We start from the raw sequence: 20,408 nt of genomic DNA on the forward strand, positions 1-20,408 counted from the left end.
CCCATTCCGCCCGGCCCGGCGCCATGCTCAGATAGCCGCACCTGCCCAAGGACCGGCCCACCATGCGCCCTGCCCCGCCCGCCCCGCTGGAGCCCCGGCCATGAGCCGGCTGCGCGTCATCATCGGCGGCACCGCCCTGGCCCTGCTGGCCGCTGCGCTGCCGATCGCGGTCATGGCCTACGCCACCTGGGACCGCGCGATCAGCGTCGAACAGCAGCGCCTGCGCGACATCGCCGATCGCACCCTGCGCCGCTCCGACCTGTCCTACCAGGAAGCGCTGGCGGCACTGAAATCGGCCGAGGCCGGCGCCTATGTACCCTGCAGCCCCGAACACATCCGGCGCATGCAGACCCTGGTGATGACCACCCCATCGATCGACCAGATGGGCTACTTCGAAGGTGGCAAGCTGCGCTGCACCTCGTGGGGTCCGTTCCTGTCCGATGTGGATCAACCCACGCCGGACCACGTCACCAGCGATGGCGCAGGCATTGCAGTGGATGTGCGCCCGGAAATCAGCGGCCGCCGCCAGGTGCTGGCGGTCCTGTATGGGTCCTACGACGCACTGGTGGACCCGCGCCGCTTCGTCGATGTCATTGCCGACCCGAACGTGCGGCTGGCGCTGGCCAGCCCCGATGGACGCCTGCTGGCCAAACAGCCCGGCCTGGATCCGGACCTGCTGCAGGCACTGCTGCGCGACCCCGGCGAAGGCCTGGATCACGCCACGCTGTTCGCCAGCGCGCGCAACGAGGAATGGCTAGCCATCGCCACCACGCCGCGCACCGCGCTGGCCGCCGCCTTCCGCCAGCAGGCATGGCTGTACGTGCCGGTCGGCCTGCTGCTGGCCGCCGCCGGGGCCGGCCTGGTGATCTGGCTGTCGCGGCGCCGCCTGTCGCTGCGCGGTGAGCTGGCCACCGCCATCCGCCGCCGCGAGCTGTACCTGCATTACCAGCCGATCATCGAACTGGACACCGGCATCTGCGTCGGCGCCGAGGCGCTGGTGCGCTGGCAACGCCCGGATGGCACCCAGGTGCGGCCGGACCTGTTCATTCCGCTGGCCGAAGAGGCCGGCATGATCGCCGACGTCACCGACCTGGTGATCGAGAACGTGGTGCGCGACATGCGCGAGCTGCTGGTGGCCGACCGCAGCGCGCACATCGCGATCAACCTCGCCGCCGAAGACATCAGCAGCGGCCGCGCCCTGAAGATGATTTCCCGGCACATGGCCGGAAGCGGCATCCTGCCGCAGCAGATCTGGATGGAGGCCACCGAACGTGGCTTCCTCGACCTGGACCGCGCGCGCACCATGCTCGCCGCCGCCCGCCGCGCCGGCCACAGCGTGGCGATCGACGATTTCGGCGTCGGCTTCTCCAGCCTGCAGTACCTGCAGCAGCTGCCACTGGATGCGCTGAAGATCGACAAGTCGTTCATCGATGCGATCGGCACCGAAAGCGCCACCAGCCCGGTCACGCCGCACATCATCGACATGGCCAAGGAGCTGGGCCTGTGGGTGGTGGCCGAGGGCGTGGAAACCGAAGCGCAGCTGGCCTACCTGCATAGCCGGCATGTGGAATTCGGCCAGGGCTGGCTGTTCTCGCGGCCGCTGCCGCGTGATGAGTTCGTCGCCTTCCACCACAAGCGGCAGCAGCAGTACGGCGCTGCACGCGAGCACATGCGGAACCCGCGCAGCGTGCCGATCGAGCGTGAAGGGATCGAGTAGGACGGCCAACGGCAGAGCCCCTGGTGGTGGGTCGCGTACAGCTATCCCGGCGTTGGCCGGGACGGTCTCTGACAGGTTCTGGCGGCGGTCCCACCACGAAATCAACAGAAGAAGCAAACGCGGGTCGCTGCGCTCGGTAGATCCACGCCATGCGAGGATGGCGCGGCCCACGGTAGTGCCGGCCGCTGGCCGGCACCGCATCATCGTTGAGCGCCGCCTACGCCCACGCCTTCGGCCGTGCCAGCAACCACGCGACGGTCACCGCCAGCAACAGCAGCGGCAACCATCCCAGCTGGCTCGGGCCGCTGGCCTGCAGCAGCACGCCGCCTGCCACGCCGCCGGCCGCAATGGCCAGGTTCCAGCCGGTCACCAGCATCGACTGCGCCAGGTCCGCAGCGGCCCCGGCGCGTCGTGCCAAGGCGGTCTGGAACAGGGTCGGCACCGCGCCGAACGCCACGCCCCACAGGATCGTCGCCAGCAGCAGCGCGCTGGCCACGCCGGGCCATACCAGCAAGGCCAGCACCGGTACGATGAAGCCGATCACCGCCGCCCACACCAGCGCACGCAGGTGGCGATCCACGCCCCAACCAGCAATCCCGATGCCGGCAATCGCCGCCACGCCGAAGGCGAGCAGCAGCCGGTCCAGCCACGGGCCGGCACCCGCCTCCACCGCCAACGGTTCGATGTAGGTGTAGAGCACGTTGTGCGCCAGCACGTACAGCACCATCACCAGCAGCGCGCTGCGCACGCCCGGCATGCGCCAGACCTTGGCCAGCGACGCACGTTGACCGGCACCGGCCGCTGGCAGCGCCGGCAGTGCCCAGCGCGCGTACGCCAGCAGGCCCACGCCCAGCACGCTCATCAACGCGAACGCCCAGCGCCAGCCGACCTGCTGGCCCAGCAACGTACCGGCCGGCACGCCCAGTGACAGCGCCAACGGCGATCCCACCATCGCCACCGCGATCGCGCGCCCCTGCAGCGACGGCACCACCATGCGTGCGGCATAGCCAGCCACCAGTGACCACAGCAGGCCACCGCTCACGCCGGCCAGGAAACGCGCAGCAAGGATCAGCGCATAGCTGCTGCTCAGCGCCGTCAACGTGTTGACCACCACGAAGCCGGCGATGGCCGCCAGCAACAGCGGACGCCGCGGCAGGCGCTGGGTCAACGCCGTCATCGGCAGTGCTGCCATCACCGAGCCCAGCGCATACACGCTCACCAGCTGGCCCACCGCCGCATCACTCACGCCCAGGCTGTCGCCCATCGGTCGCAGCACGCCGGCCGGCAGGGTCTCGGTCAACAGGGTGATGAAGCCGCCGCCGGCCAGCGCCAGCAGGCCCGCCCACGGCAAGCGTGTGGCCTCACCGGCCGGGCTGGCCGCATCGATGGCGTGGCCGCTCATCGCGCAGCCTCCAGGTCTGCATAGACCGCATCGCGCAGGTCATCGACGAAGGCACCATCCATGCCTTCGTACAGGGTGTTGGTCAGCGCCACCACGCTCAGCCCACGCGCCGGATCAACAAACCAGCTGTGCCCATAAGCACCGCCCCAGCGCCAGGTGCCTTCGCGCTGCGGCGTGCCGCTGGCAGCGGCCTCGCGCAGTACTGCAAAGCCCAGCCCGAAGCCCCAGCCGGCCGGTTCCGGCGGCCCAAATTCGCCCACCTGCGGGCTGGCCATCTCTGCCGCCAGCGCGGGCGGCACCAGGCCGGAGCGCTGCACGTCACGCAGCGCCTCCAGCACCGACATCACGTCATCGGCAGTACCCACCAGGCCGGCGCCGGCCGAAGCGAAACGGCTGGCATCGAGGGCACGCGCAAGGCTGTACTCGATGCCCACCGTTCCCTCGAACGGCGCGACCACCTCCCCTTCCTGCAGGCGATGCGGCTGGGGCGTGTCGCTCACATACGGCGTGGCCAGCCGTGCGGCAGCGCGCGTGGCGAACGCGGTATCGCGCAGGCCCAGGGGGGCAGCCAGCAAACGCTTGAACAGCACCTGCAGCGTTTCACCGGTCGCCGCTTCGGCCACTGCACCGGCCACGTCCACGCCCAACGAGTACAGCCATTGGCTGCCCGGTTCGAACAACAGCGGCGCCTGTGCGATACGGCGCACGTTCTCGGCCAGGGACACCGGGTTGGCGTCCATGCCATCGCTGACGCCGGCCCGGGCGTACGGTCCGTGCGCATCGGCTTCCAGGAAACGGTAGCCCAGCCCGCTGCTGTGGCTGAGCAACTGGCGCAGGCTGATCGGCGGCCTGCGGCCATCGGCCAGCGCCGGCCGGAAGTCCGGCAGCCAGCGCCGCACCGGCGCATCGAGGTCGAGCACGCCCTCGGCCACCAGGCGCAGGATCACCGTGCTCAACAGCGGCTTGCTGACCGATGCCAGCCGGAACAGCTGGTCGCGCTGCATCGGCAGGGCCGACTCGCGATCGGCCTGCCCGGTCGCGCTGGCATGGCGCAGCACGCCGTGCTCGCACACCAGCACCACCGCACCGACCAGGCGCGTCGGGTGGACCTGCTGCAGCAGCCGCTGCACCGAAGGCAGCATCGGTGCAGGTTCGAGGGAAAGAGCGGCATTCATCGCGGTGATCCGTGGGGAGAGGCCCGCCACGTTAGGCAGCACGGCGCGGTGCAAAAAGCCGGTTGCGGCTCCGGGCATCATGGACCGTGGAGTCCGCAATCGGCATGATGGCCGGAACTGCAAGGCCGCAACAGCAGGCGCCCCCCACCCTGCACCACAGTGTTGCGGTAGCGGCGCCGCCCGCCGTGATCACGCCGCCCCTACCCTGCCGCTTTCATTGCCCCTACGCCGATGTCAGTCCTGGACAATCTCGCCAACCTGCAGACTTTCGTGCACGCCGCCGACACGCGCAGCTTCGTCGAGACCGGGCGCCTGCAGGGCATCTCCGCATCGGCCGCCGGCAAGTGCGTTGCCCGGCTGGAGCATGCACTGGGCGTGCGCCTGTTCCACCGCAGCACGCGCAGCATCACGCTCACCGCCGAGGGCCAGCTGTTCCTGGCGCGCTGCCGGCGCATCCTCGACGAGCGCGATGCCGCACGCACCGAGCTGGCACAACCGCACGCCACGCCCAGCGGCACGCTGCGCATCAGCCTGCCGCTGGTCGGCGATCTCACCCTGCCGTTGATGGCCGAGTTCATGGCGGCGTATCCGGACATCCGCCTCGACCTGGATTTCAGCGACCGCCTGGTCGATGTCATCGAGGAAGGCTTCGATGCGGTGCTGCGCGTCGGTGAACCCAGCGACTCGCGGATGAACGCACGCCGGCTGGGGGTGTTCCCGCGCCGTGTAATCGCCTCGCCGGGCTACCTGCAGCGCCGCGGGGTTCCGCGCACGCCGGCGGAACTGATGCAGCACACGCTGCTGCACTATCGCTTCCCCAGCACCGGCAAGCTGGAGCCGTGGCCGATCCACTGGCCCGATGACGAAGCACCGCAGGAACTTCCGGTGCACATGGTGGCCAACACCATCGAAGCGCGGGTGGCGCTGGCACTGCGTGATGTCGGCCTGGCCTTCGTGCCGGTGCACTCGGTGCGCGATGCGCTGGCCGACGGCCGCCTGGTCACCGTGCTGGAGGATCATGTGCACTCCTGCGGCACCTTCCACTTGTTGTGGCCTTCGGGCCGACACGTACTGCCGAAGCTGCGGGTGTTCATCGACTTCGTCGGCGCCCGCCTGGGTACCGTGCCGTAGATCCACGCCATGCGTGGTGCTTAAGGTCAGCCGAGCATGGCTCGGCTCTACCGCTGCACGCAGCCATTCAGCCAGTCCCGCTATACTGGCCCCTCATTCCTCCAAGAGGCTCGCGACCAATGCGCCATTGATGCCGCCGTCTTCCCATCAGACGGCCTGACTCTTCCCGCCCCTGCGCGCAGGGGAGAACCCGGCATCCATGGAGGTCGCATGACCCCGCATTCCCTCACGCTCGATCGCGTGTCGTATCGACTGGCCGACGGCCGCCCGCTGTTTTCCGATCTGACGTTTTCCTTCGATCCGGTCGCCACCGGCCTGGTCGGTGCGAATGGCGCTGGCAAGAGCGTGCTCGCACGCCTGCTCGCCGGCCGGGTGCAGCCAGAGAACGGGCAGGTACGCGGCAGCGGCCGCGTGTTCCTGTTGCCGACGCCCGGCTATCCACCCGCTGGCACGGTCGGTGAACTGGCCGGCGTTGGCGCTGAACTGGCCGCGCTGCAACGCATCGAAGCCGGCAGCGTGGACGAGGCCGACTTCGCCTGCGTCGGCGAGCGTTGGGACCTGCGCGAGCGCCTGCAGCAGCAATGGCAGGCGCTACGGCTGCCCGACGACCTCGATCCGGCCCAACCCGCCGGGCGCCTCAGTGGCGGCCAGGCCATGCAGGTGGCGCTGTCCGGCGCCTGGGCCAGCGGCGCTGATTGGCTGATCCTGGACGAACCCAGCAACCACCTCGATGCCCGCCATCGCCAGCAGTTGTACGAACGGTTGCAGCAGTGGCGCGGCGGCCTGCTGGTGATCAGCCATGATCGCGAACTGCTGGCGCACATGCAGCAGATCGTCGAGCTCGACGCGCGCGGGCTGCATCGCTATGGCGGGCCGTGGCAGCACTACGCCGACGCGCGTGCCGCCGAACGCGAAGCGGCCGCGGCACAGCTCGACCACGCCCGCGCCCAGCACCGGCAGCAGCAGCGCAGTGCGCGCGAACAGCACGAACGCCAGCAGCAACGCCAGGCACGTGGCAATCGCGATGCAAAGCAGGCCAACCAGGCGCCGATCCTGCTCGGCCGACAGAAACAACGTGCAGAGGGCAGCCACGGCCGCGCACAGCAGGTACAGGCCGAGCGCCTGCAGGCCAGCGCAGACCAGCTGCGCGCTGCAGCCTCGGCGGTTCACGCCACACCGGAGCTGGCACTGTTTGCCGGCGAGGGGGAACGCGGCAGCGCACGCCTGCTGCAGGCCGAGTCGCTGGTGCTGCCGCATGGCTGCCGCGCGCCGTTGCAGCTGGACATCCGCCGCGGCCAGCGCATCGCCGTGGTTGGTGACAACGGCAGTGGCAAGTCCACGCTGTTGCGCGTGTTGGCCGGCCAGTTGCCTGCACGCAGTGGCAACGTACAACGGCATGCACCACTGGCGCTGCTCGACCAGCAGTTGCTGGGGCTCTCCGGCGAGCGCAGCATTCTCGACACCGTGCAGGCTGCCAACCCGGCGGCCGATACCGGTGAACTGCGCACACGGCTGGCCCTGCTCGGGCTGGACGCGCAGCGCATCCAGCGTGCAGCCCATCACCTCAGCGATGGCGAACGGGTGAAAGGCGCGCTGGCCAGCGTGCTGTATGCCGATCCCGCACCGCAGATGCTGCTGCTGGACGAGCCCGGCAATGCGCTCGATCTGGGTGCCCTGCAGGCGTTGGAAGAACTGCTGGTGGCATGGCCGGGCGCGCTGGTGATGGTCAGCCACGACCGGCACCTGCTGCAGGCGTTGCAGCCGACGCAGGTGTTGCAGGTGAGCGCCGAGGGTTGGCAGTGGCGTGACGCCTTGTAGATCCACGCCATGCCTGGATCTACTGCAGCAGCCGAGCATGGGCTCGGCTCTACAGGATTGGCCGCGACGGATCACATTGTAGAGTCGAGCCATGCTCGACTCCGCCATGCATCCATCCACGCATGGCATATCGACCAGGGGTAGTGCCGGCCGCTGGCCGGCAACCCATCGATCCTCAGTGCACCGTCACCGCTTCCACACCGGGAACGCCTGCGGCAACTGATGCCACAGCAGCGGTCCCGCACGCAGCTCCTGGTCGTTGAGCAGGCAGGCATCCAGTTCCGCACGTACCGCACGCTCATCCATGTGCACGCCGATCACCACCAGCTCCTGGCGGCGATCCCCCCACAACGGGTGCCACAGGCGCTGCATCGCCGAGTGCGCGGCCGCATCCGGGAAGTCTTCCGGCCCCGGCAACGGTGCGCTCCAGCAATCGGCCTGCTGCCGCGCCCAGCCCAGGTCGCTGTACGGCAGCGGCGTGGGCGGCAGCAACGGCGGCGTGTCCTCCAGCCCGGCACGCACGCGATCGCGTGCGGCGTACCAGAATCCCGCCGCCTGCGTCCGCGTCGCGGCACCCACGGTGTTCAGCTCGCCCACCCAGTCCATGCGGTTGGCCAGCCAGAACCAGCCCTTGCTGCGGATCACGCCCGGCATGCCCGACTGCAACGCGCGGGCGAAACGCGCGGGATGGAACGGTCGCCGCGAGCGGTAGACGAAACTGGCGATGCCGTACTCCTCGGTTTCCGGCGTGTGCTCGCCACGCAGCTCCTTTACCCAGCCCGGCGCACGTTGCGCACGCTCGAAGTCGAAGCGACCGGTGTCCAGCAGCTCGGCCAGCGGCACGTCACCGAAGCTGGACAGCAGCAGTTTCGCGTCGCGGTTCAGGCCACGCAGCACGGCCAGCGTGTCCTGCAGCACTTCGTCATCGGTCTGATCGACCTTGCTGACCACGATCACGTCGGCGAACTCGACCTGTTCGCACAGCAGGTCGACCACGCCGCGATCGTCATCCGGCCCAGCCTGCTGGCCACGCTCGGCCAGGCGCAGCGTCGAGCCGAAGTCGGCGAGGAACGCGCTGCCATCCACCACCGTCACCATCGTGTCCAGGCGCGCGATGTCACTCAGGCTGAAGCCCTGCTCGTCGCGTACCGCGAAGGTGGCCGCCACCGGCATCGGCTCACCGATGCCCGTCGACTCGATCAGCAGATAGTCATAGCGCCCCGCATCGGCCAGGCGCCGCACTTCCTGCAGCAGGTCATCGCGCAGCGTGCAGCAGATGCAGCCATTGCTGAACTCCACCAGCGTCTCTTCGGTGCGGCGCAGTTCGGCGCCGCCCTCGCGTACCAGCTGCGCATCGATGTTGACCTCGCTCATGTCGTTGACGATGACCGCCACACGCAGGCCCTCGCGGTTGCGCAGGATCTGGTTGAGCAGGGTGGTCTTGCCGGCCCCGAGGAAGCCGGACAGCACGGTGACCGGAAGGCGACGGTCGGCGCGGGAAACAGTGTTCATGTCGGAGCGGGTTGGCTGCGGAACGGAAATGTTACTGTATAACAATTGCTGCGCAAGGAACCTCCCCCCATGAAGTCGCCTTCTGCCGCCCTGCTTGATGCCAGCGCGGTCGCCCTGTCCAGCCTGTGCCTGCTGCACTGCCTGGCGCTGCCCCTGCTTGCCGCCGCGCTGCCGCTGTTCGGCACGTGGGCCGAAGCGGAATGGGTGCATCTGCTGTTCGTGGCCATCGCCTTGCCGCTGACCGGCTACGCGCTGTGGCGGGCAGAACGCCGTCACCCGCTGCCCGTGCTGGCCTGGGCCACCGCCGGCGCCGGGCTCGGCCTGCTGCTGGCCGGCGCGTTGGCGCTGCCCTCGCACGACTGGGAAACACCGATGACGGTCACCGGCAGCCTGCTGCTGGCCGCCACGCATATCTGGAACGCGCGACACCGCCACGGGTAGTGCCGGCCGCTGGCCGGCAACCTCATGAACGGGGAAGACAACCTGCAGTCGCCGGCCAGCGGCCGGCACTACCCGGTCATTTGCCGTAGCGGCGCAGCAGCTCGACCAGCACCTGGGCCTCGGCCGCCCGCTGCTGCGGGTCTTCGGCGCCCACCACGTGTTCCTGCAGGTGCTCGTGCAGCAGCTCCATCAGCAGGCTATGGGCGGCACCGCGCACGGCGGCAACCTGCACCAGCACGTCCGCACAGTCGCCGGCCTCACCCTCCGGCCTGTCCAGCGCCTGCTCCAACGCCGCCACCTGGCCGCCGATGCGGCGCACCCGGGTCAGCAACTGCTTTCGATGCTTGTGTACATGAGCCATGCCGGAATCATATACCCTATGGGGGTATCCACTCCACCGCTGGCCCCCATGCACCTGGACGCCCTTGCCGCCGCCCGTCGCCACGAACACCGCTTCGACGACGGCAACCCGCTGGCCGAACGCAATACCCGCCGCGCCCTGTGGCTCACCGTCAGCATGATGGTCGTGGAGATCGTCGGCGGCTGGTGGTTCAACTCCATGGCCGTGCTCGCCGACGGCTGGCACATGAGTTCGCATGCGCTGGCGCTGGGCCTCTCGGTGTTTGCGTACCGCTGCGCACGCCGCTACGCGCACGACCCGCGCTTCGCCTTCGGCACCTGGAAGATCGAGATCCTGGCCGGCTATACCAGCGCCATCGCCCTGCTCGGCGTGGCCGCGCTGATGGCCGTGCAGTCGCTGGAGCGGCTGTGGGTACCAGCACCGATCCACTACAACGAAGCCATCGCCATCGCGGCGGTCGGGCTGGGCGTGAACCTGCTGTGTGCCTGGTGGCTGCACGACAGCCCGGGCCACGCGCATCATCACCATGGCCATGACCACGGGCATGGCCACGAACACCACGACCACGGCCATGCGCACGGTCACGACCTCAACCTGCGCTCGGCCTACGTGCACGTGCTGGCCGACGCCGCCACCTCGGTGCTGGCCATCGTCGCCCTGCTCGGCGGCAAGCTGCTCGGCCTGACCTGGCTGGACCCGGTGATGGGCCTGGTCGGCGCCGTACTGGTCACGGTGTGGGCGGTCGGCCTGCTGCGCGACAGCGGCCGCATCCTGCTCGACGCGCAGATGGACGCGCCGGTGGTGGCCGAAGTACGCGAGGTGATCGAACAGGGCCCGTGGCCGGCACGCCTGGCCGACCTGCACGTCTGGCAGGTGGGTCGCGGCAAGTACGCGGTCAGCGCCAGCGTGGTCACCAGTGACGCCACGCTGGATGCCGATACCGTGCGCAACGCGCTGGCCATCCACGAAGAACTGGTGCATGTAACGGTGGAGATCCACCGCAGCTGATTTGGTCCGACTGCCGTCGCACTTGTAGAGCCGAGCCATGCTCGGCTGCCGCAGGCCATCAGCCGGGCACGGCTCGGCTCTACAGTCAGAGCTTCAGCATCATCCGCAGCAGGTACATCAGCAGCGGCAGCGCGCTCAGCACCGCACCGCTGATGCCGATCCATGGCCAGCGCTCGCCACGCACGCGCGCGGCCACTGCCAGGCCGCCGCCCACCAAGGCCGCGCCCAGCACGCCCACGCCCAGCCCAGCGGCCATGCCATTGCCGCCTGCAGCGACTGCCGCCTGCGCCGCCACGGTGCCCGCGCCCCACCCCACAGCAATCCCCAGCCAACTGGCCACGCCGCACCACGGTGCCTTGCCCTGCGTCATCCGAAAACCCCTGTGTCCTTGCCGAATTCCTGTACGGGCCGCGCCCGCGTGCTGCCTACACTAGCCGCACCTGCCCTGTAGGGACATCCCATGCGCACGCTCCGCCTGCTGCTGCCCGGTGCCCTCCTGCTGCTCACTGCCTGCGGCGACGATGCGCGGCTTCCCTTCTCCGCCGACCCGTTGCAGGGCTGCTTCGCCACCGGCGCGCGCAAGCCCGCCGACTTCCGCATCGACAAGGAAGGCGGCCAGTACTTCGTTTCCTTCAGCCGTGGCGAGCAGTGGCAGCGCGAACCGAACGCCCTGCACAAGGCCACGTCCAGCGAGATCAGCCGCTACTTTCGCGACGACGCCGACCAGATCGACAGTGCCCTGATCCGCATGTCCGGCGGCTTCGGCATCTTCCACTTCAACAAGGGCGCGACGCTGAAGGGCAAGGCCAGCGACAGCGACTACATGGCGCTGATGCTGATCGGGGCTGGGCCGGTGTATGCGGTGAAGTGCGATTGAACTGTAGAGCCGAGCCCACGCTCGGCTACGTTTGCAGTAGATCCACGCCATGCGTGGATGCAGGCATGGTGGAGCCTAGGGCGGGCTCGGCTCTACAACAGCTGCGGTACCATGCCCTCCCCCGAACCGCCCCGGTACCCGCCGTGCCCCATTACACCGGCCCCCTGCTGACCCGCGACAGCGCCGATACCCTGCGCCGTGCCCATGAAAAGGGCGCCGCCGACTGGCAGGGCTCGCTCGACCTCGGGCGCAGCCAGGACAGCGTGGCGCTCGATGCGGACGGCTTCCACTTCCGGGGCCAGCCCTATCCCTGGCCGGGCAAGCTGAAGGACCGCACCCTGTACTACTGGGATGGCGAGGACTTCGCGCCGATCTCGCGCTACAGCGGCTCGCTGATCAAGCTGGTGCCGACCGAATGGGGCGCACCGACCTTCGAGATCGACGGCATCAAGATGCTGCCGACCTCGAAGCTGTCGCCGTTCGAGGATGCACGCCGCAAGGTGGAGCTGGTCGCCCCGGCCGGCAAGGTCATCCTCGATACCTGCGGTGGCCTCGGCTACTTCGCTGCCTGTGCGCTGGAAGCCGGTGTCGGCCAGATCCGCTCGTTCGAGAAGAACGCCGATGTGATGTGGCTGCGCACGCTCAACCCGTGGTCGCCGGATCCGGACTCGGCTGCCGCCGGTGGCCGCCTGCAGTTCAGCCACGGTGACGTCTCGCAGCAGATCGAACAGGTGGCCAGCAACAGTGTCGACGCGATCCTGCACGACCCGCCGCGCTTCGGCATCGCCGGCGAGCTGTACTCACAGGTGTTCTACGACCACCTCGCCCGCGTGATCCGCAAGGGCGGCCGCCTGTTCCACTACACCGGTGCGCCGAACAAGCTGACCAGCGGCCGCGACGTGCCGCGTGAAGTGGCCAAGCGCCTGGAAAAGGCTGGTTTCAAGGCCGAACTGGCGCTGGACGGCGTGCTGGCCGTCAAGCGCTGAGCCTTACTCCGAATCGACCTTGGCCAGCTTCATCACCCACGCCGGCACCTCGGGCTCGCCGGCGTAGAAGTCCTTCGGCTTGTTCTCCGCCATCGCCCAGCGGTGCAGCCAGCTCGGGCCATAGCGGCCGTTGTAGCCTTCAGCACCCCGCGCATACGCGGGGTCACGCATCGCCTCGTCCAGCGAAATGAAGCGATAGCCGCGTCGCTTTGTGGCCGCCACCAGTTCGGCGAAGGTGGCCGCGTTGAGCTCATTGGCGTGCATCAGCCACACCTGCGGCAGCGCGTACCCCAGCAGCGCCTGCGATTGTTTCTCGTAATAGTCCAGCTTGTTCAGCATGTACGGCACGTAGCCCTTGCGCAGCTGCGCCAGCGTCGCCGCGCGCGCGGGCGAGTCCGCCTGCTCGTTCATCACGTTGGCATAGGCGAACGCCCACACCCACTCACCGTTGTCCACCGTCACCGGTGCCACGCGGTAGCCATGCTGCTTGAAGAACACATCCATCTGCACGCGCTCATCCGCGGTGCGCCCGGCACGCAGGTAAGGGTGGCGCATCCACTGCGGCGCCTGCCCCTTCTCGGCCAGCAGCGGCCGCAGCACCGTCTCGCCGCGCAGGAAATCCTGCTGGAACGCCGCCAGGCCCTTCGCATTCAGATCCATGTGCGAGTACGTGTGATTGCCCAGCACATAGCCGGCATCGCGCCAGTCGCGCAGCATCTGTACCCGCGTCGGCTGCACCTGTCCATCAACCTCAAGCTTGTTCTCGTTGACGAAGCCCACCACCGGCACGCCAGCCTCGCGCAGCTGGGCCATCAACGCTTCATGCCGCGCCTGCAGATCCGGCGGCACGATCTGGTCCAGCCGTGCCCACGGCAGATCATCGATGGTCACCGCGATACGGCGGTCCACCTCGGCGGCATGCACCGCCAGCGACAACAGCAACAACGGCAACGCACGCAGCAACAAGCGCATCGGGTCTTCCCTGGAGTGGCGAGGCGTCGACTGTAGCGCGATTGCCGCGCGCCGCCGAGCGTGCTCAGCCCGCCCGGGCCCGCGCGATCGCACGCCACAGGGCAACGCCGCCGGCCATCGCGGCCAACAACAGCACCGTCAACACCAGCGCCAGATCATCCGGATTACGCAGCAGTGGCGCGTTCACCCGCGTCAGGATGTGGAACACCACGCGCTGCGCCTGCTCCAGCGGTACATCGCCCTCCGACACCAGCTCCACCAGGCACGCCGTGGGTGACAGCCGCGCCACATTACTCCACGCATCCTCGTACAGGTGGAGCACCCATCCGGCCAAAGCCAGTGCGCCACCGTGCAGCACCATAAGCGCCACGTTCGCCGTGCGCAGCCGATCGCGCAGCCACAGCGCACGGCTTGCGCATACCGCCATGGCCCCCAGCAAGGCCAGCACCAGGCCTACCCATGGAATCCAGCCCAGGGGTTGCCAGTCATCCAGTGCGCCCGCACGCGCCATCACCTGTTCGGCAACCTGCAATCGCGCCTGCGCGTCCGGCCCCCCACAGGCCACCGTCACCGGCTCCAGCAACAGCTCCACGCGGTAATGGAAGAAGCCGGCAGCCAGCACCACAGACAGCAGCGCGACCCACTGGAGCATCAACAGGATCGGCCCCTGCCCACAGATGCGGCGGATTCGGGAAGTGGCGGCGCTCATCGGTTCATCCATGACAGCAAAGAGCCATCCTAACCAAGCGCTTCGCACGTGTCGGCTGGCGGATGCGACACGCACCACGCAGCGCCGTTACGATGACGAGGTTGATTGAATCCGTGTGTGCCAAGCAGGATGTTCCCGATGGTGATGCTGTATCTGGTGGTACGAACGCTGCTGCCACTGCTGGCATTCGTGCTCGCATGGTGGCTGCTCTGGCGCCTGATCAATGCGCGCGTCGCCCGGATGCCACGCGTCCCGTTGAACCTGCCGGAGCACAGCAGCAGCCCCCGCAGGAAGGATCGACGCATCTACGCGCGCAAGCTGCGGCGCAAGCCGGGCCTGCGCACGGCAACCCGCGCCGCCACCGCACCCCGCAGCTGGCACGTCGCCGCGGCCATCCTCTCGCTGATGGCGCTGATCGCCACCGTGCTGGTCATCCCCGATGGCGCACGCGTCCAGGTGATGGTGGACAATCTCACCGGTTATGCGGGAACCGTCGTCGAGGCGCAGGTTCCCGTGGCCGCACAGCCCGTCGTGCTGGAGGCATGGCAACCCGCGCTCGCACAGCTGGGGCGGCCCACGGCGATGCGCTACCCGATCGGTCGCACCGGCGGTGAGCATGAAGCCCATGCGGTCGTGCCCGTGCAGGTCCGGCAGCAGGGCGACCGCCTGCAGGTGGCCATCGCGCTGCCGTTGGACACCGAAATGCTGCGTGCGGAACTGGCACGGCTGGCCGGGTTGCCAATCGAGGCCATTGACGTACAGCAACGCGAGGTTGCACCGTGGAGGGAGGCGGACTGGCAGCCACTGCCCGGCCCTTAGCGCCGAACCCGTGCTCCGCTGCCCTTTGCCCTTTCCTCGGACGGCACGCGCTGCGCGCGCCAGCCGAGCATCGGCTCGGCGCTACACCAGGCCCACACCCAGCCTTTGATTCACGACCCACGCGGCAGCTTCGCCGCCCACATGTTGTCGACCAGGTTGGGATAGCGCCGCCCGTTCTCCTCGGCACGTTGCCGTGCCGCCGCCTTCTGCGCATCCGATAGCGGTTGCGACATCTGGCCCTTGGGGTTGGGCTTCTTCCACGGGGGTGTTCTGGTCTGGCGCATGGCCGCAGCTTAGCGCTTCAGGAAGTTCAGCAGGGCCAGATTGAAGCGGTCGGCGTGGCTGGTGTTGCAGCCATGTGGCGCGCCTTCCAGGATCACCACCTCGCTGCCTTTGATGGCCTTGTGGGTACGCTGGCCGGAGCCCTCGAACGGCACGATGGCATCGCTGTCGCCGTGCAGGATCAAGGTCGGCACCGTGATCTTCTTCAGGTCATCCCGGAAATCGGTCGTGGCGAACGCCTTCATGCAGCCCAGCGCCGCCGTCTGGTCGGATTGATGGCACAGTGCGATCGCCGACTGGCGCGTCTCTTCGGTCACCATCAACTGGCCGTTGGCGCTGAAGAAGTCGCGGGTGAAGCCGTCGAAGAACGCCTCGCGGTCCTTCTCCAATCCGCTGCGCATTTCATCGGCCTTGTCCTGGGTCAGCGGACCTTCCGGATTGTCGTCACTGCGCAGCAGGAACGGCGGCACTGCCGCAGCGAACACCACACTGTGCAGGCGATCCTGGCCGTGGTTGGCCACGTAGCGCGCCACCTCGCCACCGCCCATCGAGAAACCGACCAGGGTGGCATCGCGCAGGTCACGTTCCTCGATCAACCCCGCCAGGTCTGCCGCCAGGGTGTCGTAGTCATAGCCGTCGGCCGGCTTGTCAGAGCGGCCAAAGCCGCGCCGGTCGTAGCTGATGACCCGATACTGGGCATCGCGCAGGATCGCCACCTGGGTCTTCCAGGCGTCGGCAGACAGCGGCCAGCCGTGGATCAGGATCACTGGGCGGCCGTCGCCACCGGTATCTTCAACGTGCAGGCGGATGCGGGAAGCAGGCATGGGCGCTCCTGTGGAAGGGGAGGATTGCAGGCTAGCGGCCGCGCCCTGTGGCAGCCGTGAGGGAATCACGCCCCCTCGTGACATCGCCTGCACATGCCGCCACGCGAAGCCGCACCGGCCTGGCCGGCCTTCGCACCGCGCCCAGGCGGTTTCGTCGCAAGGCCGTACCGCCGCGGTCACCGGCATGCCAGCCTTCGCGCACCGTCTCCTGGAGTTTCGCCATGCTGCTGCTCACCCTGCCCCTGCTGGCCGCCGGCCTGGTTGCCGCGCCAGCGCCGCCCGATGACCTGCGCGAGCAGATCCGCCAGGCCGATACCCAACTATTCGCCATGGCCTTCGAGGCCTGCGACGCCGACAAGGCCGCCGCGATGACCACCGAAGATATGGAGTTCTTCCATGACAAGGATGGCAAATCGGCCAGCAACCGCGAGGACTTCCGCCGCAGCGTGGCCAGCCTGTGCGACAACGCGCGCAAGGGCGGCTGGCGCCTGCGGCGCGAGCTGGTGGACTCCTCGCTGCAGGTATTCCCGCTGCACGACGAGCGGGCGCTGGAAATCGGCGACCACCGCTTCCACGAGCGCGGCAAGGACGGCGTGGAGCACTGGGTCGGCCAGGCCCGTTTCATCCAGGTCTGGCGCCGCGTGGACGGGCACTGGCTGGCCGAACGGGTGATCAGCTATGACCACCGGCCGGCGGACTGACCTTTCCGGCGCCCTTCACCGGCCGGATCTATACTGGCGGGGTTCACCCCGACCCACCGCTACCGTTCGATCGCCATGGCAGAACTCACCCCCAACCACCCCGACTATGGCCTCCATCAGCAGATCCGCCAGGGCGTGTCCGCTCTGGATGCCCAGCATGGCCGTGCGTTCGACCAGACCAGCGAACGCCTGACCGCCAGCCTGACTGTGCTGGCCCGCGAGCAGGGCCTGCAGCAGGTCGACCACGTGCTGGTCAGCAACGCCACGGGCCAGCACCCGGCCGGGCACAACATCTTCGTGGTGCAGGGCGACCCGGCCAACCCGGCGCACCTGCGCGCGATGATGCCGACGGCCGTGGCGGCGCAGACGCCGGTGGAGCAGTCGATGCAGAAATTGGGGTTGGCCCCGCAGCAGCCGGCCGTGGGGTTAGTGCCCGAACAGCAGGCCCGTGAGCAGGAGCAGCAGCAGAACCCGGCACACCGTCTGGGCTGAGCCGCCTCCAGCGTTGCTGGCGGGGCCGCGCGAGTACGGCGGCTCGCCGTGGCGCTTGCTGCGCTAGGCCATGCGCGGACCGGACTGCTCCTGCACCTGGCGCTGCTGCAGCTCATCCTGCGTGCGCACCTGTGCAGACTGCGACAGCTGCTCGGCACGCTCGAACGAAGTTTCTGCCGGTGTCTGCGCAGCCACCGCTGTTGGCATGCTGGCGCGCAGCTGTGCCGGATCGTTGCGCTCGCCCTGCACGATGAAGATGTTCTGCGCAGCGTCGGCCTGCGCGGTGCGATCGCTCAGCAACACATGGTCGACTTGGGTCAGGCCGTTCGCCTTGGCCAGGACGTACAGGCTGGCGCTGATGTTCTCGCTGGTGGCGTCGAAGTCGCGGCCCCGCTCTGCATCCAGCAGCGCCACGCCCCGGTGGATCTGCGAGAGCAGCGGATCGTTACCGTGCCGGGCCAGACGATCACCGCTTCGTTCGCCCATGCCCTCAGCGTCACTCAGCATGTGTTGCTTGAAACTACGCTCCGGCATGGGATTGGTTTTCCTCTGATTGAGCTCGCTGTCCGGAAACGGCGGATCAATGCTGTCCACGCCATGGATGTTGCGCAGCGGTCGGAATCCATCCTTGCCTGCCCCGTTGATGTCCAAGGGAATGCGGACATCCGGAAGAAGCTGCCCAGCAGGACCTCCCAGCGCGTTCACGTCGATACTTCTTTTCCGCTCGATGCCTGCGTGGTTCAAGGCTTCCCAGGTGAAGTCCACGCAGTTGTTGCGCACGTCCTGATAGTGCTTGCTGAAGCCGAACTTCTCCGGGTCCGATCCGAACTGCTGGAGCTTCCTGTACTGGTCTTCGCTGATCTCGAGCGTGCGGGTATAGCGCGGGTCCTTATAGACCGTTGCGTCGTCCTCCATGATGGTGCCAGGACCATTCACGCTTCCGTGCTCCTTGGGAGCAAATCCATAGCTCTTCGCAGGCGCGCCGGGTGCATGCAGGACGTAGAACATGTGGCCGGGGGCGGACGTCTGCGGAATGCCCTCCGCGTCGACGGCCTGCTTGCGCGTCCTGGGGTCGATCAGCGGCGTGCCAGGAGCAGCGATAACGATCTCTACGGTATAGCGTGGCTTGTCCATAAGTTGATTCCTTCGTTCCTTCCGGTGGTGAGGTCGTTTACTTGCCTGGCAGTCGGGCGGCATGTACCCGCAACTGAGCCGAGTAATGCTGCAGTTCCGGCGTGGCCTTTACCGTGCGAACCTGAACGCGATAGCGGGTGTCAGGCTCCACTGGCAGAGCAACCAGGCTCAGCGTGTACTGGCCGTCACTGCCCATGTGCGGTGACGTATACCGCCATTCGCTGGATGCATGCCATTTTGGAAGCGGCTCACCTGCATTAAGTACCCCGGCCTGGTAGCTGTCGTAGGTGGGAACATCCTTCCAGGCATCGGCGACCCGTTGCTGCAGGGTCACCTCGAACGGGACCCTCAATGCGCCCACGTCTGGCTCATCGGGCCTTCGCGCCCCCTGGCGCCGTAACTCCAACTCCACGGCGTAGGTGCGATGTGGAATGTAATTTCGCGCGTTCATCTCGAACTCGAACTTCACCCCTTGGCCCGGCTGATCCACAGCGATCGGCTGCGCCAGATCCAGCGGCTCGGGTGGGACAGGATCACGCCCGGAACAGGCGCCCAGCCCTGTGCTCAACATGATCAACAGGCCGACGCGCAGCCAGCGGTGGATACCCAGCATGATTCAGATCCTTTGGCTCCCTGCCATGGGGTTCAACCCTAGCGGGTTGGCGCTGGGTACTGCAACCGAGCAAAGAAAAAGGCAAGGCCTGCGCCCTGCCTTCTTCATGCGACGCGTGACGGAGCGGGGCCTTGCGTCAGCGCCTTACAGCTGGATGCGCGCCACGCTCTCGTCAGCGCCCTTGTCATCCTTCTCGCCGTTCTTGATGCTCACGAACAGCACGTTGTTCTTCGCATCCAGCGCCAGGCTGTTCGGGTGGGTCGGCACCTTGTAGGTCGCCACCTTCTGGTAGCTGTCACTGTTGTACGCGGTAACCGTACCGGCTTCGCGGTTGGTCACGTACAGGCGCTTGCGCGGTGCATCCAGCAGGATGCCCAGCGGGCCGGCATCGGTCGGGATGCTGGCCAGTTCCCTGCCGGTACTGCGGTCCAGCACCAGCACGCGCTGGCCCGGATGCTTGCTGACCAGGCCGCTGCTCTTGGCCTGGTAGCCACGCAGGAATTCCGAGCCCTGGTCGGTCACGAACAGGCGCTTGCCGGCCGGGTCCAGCGCGATGTTCATCGGCTGCTCGGCAGCGATCCTGTGCTGCGCCACCACCTTGTTCGAATCGGTGCCCACCACCACCAGCTCGGCCAACAGGTTGCTGGTGTAGACGCGCTTGTTGGCCGCATCCAGCGCCAGGCCCGGCGCCTTGGCATTGCCCAGGCCGTCGATGGTGTTGATCACCTTCAGCGTGTTCGTATCGATCACGAACAGCACGCTGCTCACGTCCGGCTGGCTGCTGTGGCCGGTCACGTACAGGCGGTTGGCCGCGCTGTCGACCACCAGCTCGCGCAGGTCGTGGGTGTAGGCAGCCTTGCCGTCCTTGCCGGTCTTCTTCTCCATCAGCTGGATGGTGCCGACGGCCTTGTTCTGCGCGGTGTCGACCACGGTCACCGACAGGTCCACGGTGTTGCCCACGTACAGGCGGTTGTGGGCGTCATCCAGCACCACACCGAACGCCTTGCGCTCCAGCGGGATGCGGGTTTCCACGGCGAGCGTGGCCGGATTCAGGCGCAGCACCTGGGCCGGGCCGGCGTCATCGCCGAAACCGCCGGAGGAGGCCACGAACACGGCGTTCTGCTTCGGGCTGTAGGCCAGCTCGTACAGTCCCTTGGCCACGGCCTGGCGCTGTACGGCGGTGGTGGCGCTGGCGTCGGGCGCGTTATCGGCGAACGCCGAAGGCACGCCGAGGCTGAGCGATACAGCAAGGGCCAGGGCGGCCGAGCGGAAGAGAGGAGTACGGAACATGCGAGCGTCCTTGAATGGGCACGGGAAGGTGTCCTGGCTCGCTGGGCCGTACTGCGACGGCCCGACCTGCATCTGTCTGCGCGGGTGGGCTGGCTGGGGTTGCGGGGGAATGGTAGCAGGTGGGGGGCGTGGCGTGCGCCGGCG

Annotated in this window: 22 protein-coding genes; 10 read left to right on the forward strand and 12 right to left on the reverse strand. The window is 68.0% G+C overall.

Going from position 1 to position 20,408, the window contains the following annotated elements; translation table 11 throughout:
- Positions 1-100: 100 nt before the first annotated feature.
- A complete protein-coding gene (locus tag ACUVWL_RS15215) occupies positions 101-1,717 on the forward strand; it encodes an EAL domain-containing protein (RefSeq protein ID WP_445978512.1) in 1,617 nt (538 codons plus the stop codon).
- Between the two features lie 217 nt (positions 1,718-1,934).
- Here the strand turns inward: ACUVWL_RS15215 and ACUVWL_RS15220 are convergent, their stop codons facing one another.
- Positions 1,935-3,119: an MFS transporter gene (locus tag ACUVWL_RS15220; protein WP_014645765.1), complete on the reverse strand. Its 1,185-nt coding sequence runs from the start codon at positions 3,117-3,119 to the stop codon at positions 1,935-1,937.
- Complete coding sequence (locus ACUVWL_RS15225) at positions 3,116-4,294, reverse strand: serine hydrolase domain-containing protein (protein WP_445978513.1); 1,179 nt, start codon at positions 4,292-4,294, stop codon at positions 3,116-3,118. The genes ACUVWL_RS15220 and ACUVWL_RS15225 overlap by 4 nt, the downstream gene beginning before the upstream one ends.
- Positions 4,295-4,525: 231 nt before the next feature.
- Between ACUVWL_RS15225 and ACUVWL_RS15230 the strand changes: the two genes are divergently transcribed.
- Entirely contained in the window at positions 4,526-5,425 is a 900-nt protein-coding gene (locus ACUVWL_RS15230; RefSeq protein WP_014645763.1) for a LysR family transcriptional regulator, read from the forward strand.
- A gap of 210 nt (positions 5,426-5,635) precedes the next feature.
- On the forward strand, positions 5,636-7,243 hold the full coding sequence (locus ACUVWL_RS15235; RefSeq protein WP_346601663.1) for an ATP-binding cassette domain-containing protein: 1,608 nt from the start codon (positions 5,636-5,638) through the stop codon (positions 7,241-7,243).
- 186 nt (positions 7,244-7,429) lie between these two features.
- On the opposite strand, the gene ACUVWL_RS15240 is transcribed toward ACUVWL_RS15235, so the two are convergent.
- A complete protein-coding gene (locus ACUVWL_RS15240) occupies positions 7,430-8,755 on the reverse strand; it encodes a GTP-binding protein (RefSeq protein ID WP_014645761.1) in 1,326 nt (441 codons plus the stop codon).
- Between the two features lie 69 nt (positions 8,756-8,824).
- On the opposite strand from ACUVWL_RS15240, the gene ACUVWL_RS15245 reads away from it, so the two are divergent.
- Positions 8,825-9,196, forward strand: a complete 372-nt coding sequence (locus ACUVWL_RS15245; protein WP_046428559.1) for a MerC domain-containing protein — start codon at positions 8,825-8,827, stop codon at positions 9,194-9,196.
- A gap of 76 nt (positions 9,197-9,272) precedes the next feature.
- On the opposite strand, the gene ACUVWL_RS15250 is transcribed toward ACUVWL_RS15245, so the two are convergent.
- Positions 9,273-9,557, reverse strand: a complete 285-nt coding sequence (locus ACUVWL_RS15250; RefSeq protein WP_041863029.1) for a metal-sensing transcriptional repressor — start codon at positions 9,555-9,557, stop codon at positions 9,273-9,275.
- A 48-nt stretch (positions 9,558-9,605) separates the two neighbouring features.
- Between ACUVWL_RS15250 and dmeF the strand changes: the two genes are divergently transcribed.
- Positions 9,606-10,565 carry a CDF family Co(II)/Ni(II) efflux transporter DmeF gene (gene dmeF, locus ACUVWL_RS15255; RefSeq protein WP_032961767.1) on the forward strand — a complete coding sequence of 320 codons (960 nt, stop codon included), beginning with the start codon at positions 9,606-9,608 and terminating at the stop codon, positions 10,563-10,565.
- Between the two features lie 85 nt (positions 10,566-10,650).
- Here dmeF and ACUVWL_RS15260 read toward each other — a convergent pair whose 3' ends face one another.
- On the reverse strand, positions 10,651-10,935 hold the full coding sequence (locus tag ACUVWL_RS15260) for a hypothetical protein (protein WP_445978514.1): 285 nt from the start codon (positions 10,933-10,935) through the stop codon (positions 10,651-10,653).
- Between the two features lie 90 nt (positions 10,936-11,025).
- Here ACUVWL_RS15260 and ACUVWL_RS15265 point away from each other — a divergent pair, with 90 nt between their 5' ends.
- Positions 11,026-11,442, forward strand: coding sequence for a hypothetical protein (locus ACUVWL_RS15265; protein ID WP_014645757.1), 417 nt, complete (start codon positions 11,026-11,028; stop codon positions 11,440-11,442).
- 65 nt (positions 11,443-11,507) lie between these two features.
- Positions 11,508-12,428: a class I SAM-dependent methyltransferase gene (locus ACUVWL_RS15270; protein WP_258010663.1), complete on the forward strand. Its 921-nt coding sequence runs from the start codon at positions 11,508-11,510 to the stop codon at positions 12,426-12,428.
- Between the two features lie 3 nt (positions 12,429-12,431).
- On the opposite strand, the gene ACUVWL_RS15275 is transcribed toward ACUVWL_RS15270, so the two are convergent.
- Together ACUVWL_RS15275 and ACUVWL_RS15280 are read right to left on the reverse strand one after the other, a co-directional pair.
- On the reverse strand, positions 12,432-13,400 hold the full coding sequence (locus ACUVWL_RS15275) for a polysaccharide deacetylase family protein (RefSeq protein WP_180835731.1): 969 nt from the start codon (positions 13,398-13,400) through the stop codon (positions 12,432-12,434).
- 64 nt (positions 13,401-13,464) lie between these two features.
- Positions 13,465-14,109 carry a hypothetical protein gene (locus ACUVWL_RS15280; protein ID WP_014645753.1) on the reverse strand — a complete coding sequence of 215 codons (645 nt, stop codon included), beginning with the start codon at positions 14,107-14,109 and terminating at the stop codon, positions 13,465-13,467.
- A gap of 138 nt (positions 14,110-14,247) precedes the next feature.
- On the opposite strand from ACUVWL_RS15280, the gene ACUVWL_RS15285 reads away from it, so the two are divergent.
- The gene (locus ACUVWL_RS15285; protein WP_445978515.1) at positions 14,248-14,928 is read left to right on the forward strand and encodes a hypothetical protein; all 681 of its coding nucleotides are present in this window, start codon (positions 14,248-14,250) and stop codon (positions 14,926-14,928) included.
- A 110-nt stretch (positions 14,929-15,038) separates the two neighbouring features.
- Here ACUVWL_RS15285 and ACUVWL_RS15290 read toward each other — a convergent pair whose 3' ends face one another.
- Entirely contained in the window at positions 15,039-15,212 is a 174-nt protein-coding gene (locus ACUVWL_RS15290) for a hypothetical protein (protein ID WP_227864213.1), read from the reverse strand.
- Positions 15,213-15,221: 9 nt separating this feature from the next.
- Positions 15,222-16,034, reverse strand: coding sequence for an alpha/beta fold hydrolase (locus ACUVWL_RS15295; protein ID WP_445978516.1), 813 nt, complete (start codon positions 16,032-16,034; stop codon positions 15,222-15,224).
- 221 nt (positions 16,035-16,255) lie between these two features.
- On the opposite strand from ACUVWL_RS15295, the gene ACUVWL_RS15300 reads away from it, so the two are divergent.
- Positions 16,256-16,735, forward strand: coding sequence for a nuclear transport factor 2 family protein (locus ACUVWL_RS15300; protein ID WP_445978517.1), 480 nt, complete (start codon positions 16,256-16,258; stop codon positions 16,733-16,735).
- Positions 16,736-16,810: 75 nt separating this feature from the next.
- Positions 16,811-17,227, forward strand: coding sequence for an XVIPCD domain-containing protein (locus tag ACUVWL_RS15305; protein ID WP_445978518.1), 417 nt, complete (start codon positions 16,811-16,813; stop codon positions 17,225-17,227).
- Positions 17,228-17,290: 63 nt separating this feature from the next.
- Here the strand turns inward: ACUVWL_RS15305 and ACUVWL_RS15310 are convergent, their stop codons facing one another.
- From ACUVWL_RS15310 to ACUVWL_RS15320, 3 genes are all read right to left on the reverse strand, one after another.
- On the reverse strand, positions 17,291-18,361 hold the full coding sequence (locus ACUVWL_RS15310; RefSeq protein WP_445978519.1) for an XVIPCD domain-containing protein: 1,071 nt from the start codon (positions 18,359-18,361) through the stop codon (positions 17,291-17,293).
- A 37-nt stretch (positions 18,362-18,398) separates the two neighbouring features.
- Complete coding sequence (locus ACUVWL_RS15315; RefSeq protein WP_445978520.1) at positions 18,399-18,974, reverse strand: hypothetical protein; 576 nt, start codon at positions 18,972-18,974, stop codon at positions 18,399-18,401.
- Positions 18,975-19,118: 144 nt separating this feature from the next.
- A complete protein-coding gene (locus ACUVWL_RS15320) occupies positions 19,119-20,264 on the reverse strand; it encodes a YncE family protein (protein WP_445978521.1) in 1,146 nt (381 codons plus the stop codon).
- Between the last annotated feature and the right edge of the window lie 144 nt (positions 20,265-20,408).

The sequence above is a fragment of the Stenotrophomonas muris genome, from assembly GCF_052751275.1.

Bases quoted from the DNA above. Each gene is read 5' to 3' on its own strand.
- ACUVWL_RS15265 (WP_014645757.1), top strand. From the start codon at position 11,026: ATGCGCACGCTCCGCCTGCTGCTGCCCGGTGCCCTCCTGCTGCTCACT.
- ACUVWL_RS15290 (WP_227864213.1), bottom strand. From the start codon at position 15,212: ATGCGCCAGACCAGAACACCCCCGTGGAAGAAGCCCAACCCCAAGGGC.
- ACUVWL_RS15310 (WP_445978519.1), bottom strand. From the start codon at position 18,361: ATGGACAAGCCACGCTATACCGTAGAGATCGTTATCGCTGCTCCTGGC.
- ACUVWL_RS15305 (WP_445978518.1), top strand. From the start codon at position 16,811: ATGGCAGAACTCACCCCCAACCACCCCGACTATGGCCTCCATCAGCAG.
- ACUVWL_RS15240 (WP_014645761.1), bottom strand. From the start codon at position 8,755: ATGAACACTGTTTCCCGCGCCGACCGTCGCCTTCCGGTCACCGTGCTG.
- ACUVWL_RS15260 (WP_445978514.1), bottom strand. From the start codon at position 10,935: ATGACGCAGGGCAAGGCACCGTGGTGCGGCGTGGCCAGTTGGCTGGGG.
- ACUVWL_RS15270 (WP_258010663.1), top strand. From the start codon at position 11,508: ATGGTGGAGCCTAGGGCGGGCTCGGCTCTACAACAGCTGCGGTACCAT.
- ACUVWL_RS15280 (WP_014645753.1), bottom strand. From the start codon at position 14,109: ATGAGCGCCGCCACTTCCCGAATCCGCCGCATCTGTGGGCAGGGGCCG.
- ACUVWL_RS15320 (WP_445978521.1), bottom strand. From the start codon at position 20,264: ATGTTCCGTACTCCTCTCTTCCGCTCGGCCGCCCTGGCCCTTGCTGTA.
- ACUVWL_RS15295 (WP_445978516.1), bottom strand. From the start codon at position 16,034: ATGCCTGCTTCCCGCATCCGCCTGCACGTTGAAGATACCGGTGGCGAC.
- ACUVWL_RS15230 (WP_014645763.1), top strand. From the start codon at position 4,526: ATGTCAGTCCTGGACAATCTCGCCAACCTGCAGACTTTCGTGCACGCC.
- ACUVWL_RS15220 (WP_014645765.1), bottom strand. From the start codon at position 3,119: ATGAGCGGCCACGCCATCGATGCGGCCAGCCCGGCCGGTGAGGCCACA.
- ACUVWL_RS15225 (WP_445978513.1), bottom strand. From the start codon at position 4,294: ATGAATGCCGCTCTTTCCCTCGAACCTGCACCGATGCTGCCTTCGGTG.
- ACUVWL_RS15315 (WP_445978520.1), bottom strand. From the start codon at position 18,974: ATGCTGGGTATCCACCGCTGGCTGCGCGTCGGCCTGTTGATCATGTTG.
- ACUVWL_RS15245 (WP_046428559.1), top strand. From the start codon at position 8,825: ATGAAGTCGCCTTCTGCCGCCCTGCTTGATGCCAGCGCGGTCGCCCTG.
- ACUVWL_RS15275 (WP_180835731.1), bottom strand. From the start codon at position 13,400: ATGCGCTTGTTGCTGCGTGCGTTGCCGTTGTTGCTGTTGTCGCTGGCG.
- ACUVWL_RS15235 (WP_346601663.1), top strand. From the start codon at position 5,636: ATGACCCCGCATTCCCTCACGCTCGATCGCGTGTCGTATCGACTGGCC.
- dmeF (WP_032961767.1), top strand. From the start codon at position 9,606: ATGCACCTGGACGCCCTTGCCGCCGCCCGTCGCCACGAACACCGCTTC.
- ACUVWL_RS15215 (WP_445978512.1), top strand. From the start codon at position 101: ATGAGCCGGCTGCGCGTCATCATCGGCGGCACCGCCCTGGCCCTGCTG.
- ACUVWL_RS15250 (WP_041863029.1), bottom strand. From the start codon at position 9,557: ATGGCTCATGTACACAAGCATCGAAAGCAGTTGCTGACCCGGGTGCGC.
- ACUVWL_RS15300 (WP_445978517.1), top strand. From the start codon at position 16,256: ATGCTGCTGCTCACCCTGCCCCTGCTGGCCGCCGGCCTGGTTGCCGCG.
- ACUVWL_RS15285 (WP_445978515.1), top strand. From the start codon at position 14,248: ATGGTGATGCTGTATCTGGTGGTACGAACGCTGCTGCCACTGCTGGCA.